1 rRNA gene is annotated in these 1,318 nt (G+C 56.9%); it reads left to right on the top strand.

The window, feature by feature from the left end:
* Positions 1-49: 49 nt before the first annotated feature.
* A 23S ribosomal RNA gene (locus HYE82_RS36570) occupies positions 50-1,318 on the top strand; the annotation flags it as partial.

Raw genomic sequence — 1,318 nt, 5'->3', positions numbered from 1 at the left:
GGGTGGCTGGTCGTTGTTTGAGAACTACACAGTGGACGCGAGCATCTGTGGCCAAGTTTTTAAGGGCGCACGGTGGATGCCTTGGCACCAGGAACCGATGAAGGACGTGAGAGGCCGCGATAGGCCCCGGGGAGCTGCCAACTGAGCTTTGATCCGGGGGTGTCCGAATGGGGAAACCCGGCAGTCGTCATGGGCTGTCACCCGCTGCTGAACACATAGGCAGTGTGGAGGGAACGAGGGGAAGTGAAACATCTCAGTACCCTCAGGAAGAGAAAACAACCGTGATTCCGGGAGTAGTGGCGAGCGAAACCGGATGAGGCCAAACCGTATGCGTGTGATACCCGGCAGGGGTTGCGCATGTGGGGTTGTGGGAATGAGCTTTCACAGTCTGCCGGCTGTGAGGCGAGTCAGAAACCGTATGGATAGGCGAAGGACATGCGAAAGGTCCGGCGTAGAGGGTAAGACCCCCGTAGCTGAAATCTGTGCGGCTTGCTTGCTCATCTCCCAAGTAGCACGGGGCCCGAGAAATCCCGTGTGAATCTGGCGGGACCACCCGCTAAGCCTAAATATTCCCTGGTGACCGATAGCGGATAGTACCGTGAGGGAATGGTGAAAAGTACCGCGGGAGCGGAGTGAAATAGTACCTGAAACCGTGTGCCTACAAGCCGTGGGAGCGTCGAGATCTTCGGATCTTCGTGACTGCGTGCCTTTTGAAGAATGAGCCTGCGAGTTAGCGGTGTGTAGCGAGGTTAACCCGTGTGGGGAAGCCGTAGCGAAAGCGAGTCCGAATAGGGCGATTGAGTTGCACGCTCTAGACCCGAAGCGGAGTGATCTAGCCATGGGCAGGTTGAAGCGGAGGTAAGACTTCGTGGAGGACCGAACCCACCAGGGTTGAAAACCTGGGGGATGACCTGTGGTTAGGGGTGAAAGGCCAATCAAACTCCGTGATAGCTGGTTCTCCCCGAAATGCATTTAGGTGCAGCGTCGTGTGTTTCTTGCCGGAGGTAGAGCACTGGATAGGCGATGGGCCCTACCGGGTTACTGACCTTAGCCAAACTCCGAATGCCGGTAAGTGAGAGCGCGGCAGTGAGACTGTGGGGGATAAGCTCCATGGTCGAGAGGGAAACAGCCCAGAGCATCGACTAAGGCCCCTAAGCGTACGCTAAGTGGGAAAGGATGTGGAGTCGCAGAGACAACCAGGAGGTTGGCTTAGAAGCAGCCACCCTTGAAAGAGTGCGTAATAGCTCACTGGTCAAGTGATTCCGCGCCGACAATGTAGCGGGGCTCAAGCGTACCGCCGAAGTCGTGTCATTGCAGC

The sequence above is a fragment of the Streptomyces sp. BR123 genome (assembly GCF_013401435.1).
In the GTDB taxonomy this organism is placed as follows: domain Bacteria; phylum Actinomycetota; class Actinomycetes; order Streptomycetales; family Streptomycetaceae; genus Streptomyces.
This window is presented reverse-complemented; position numbering and strand designations above follow the sequence as displayed.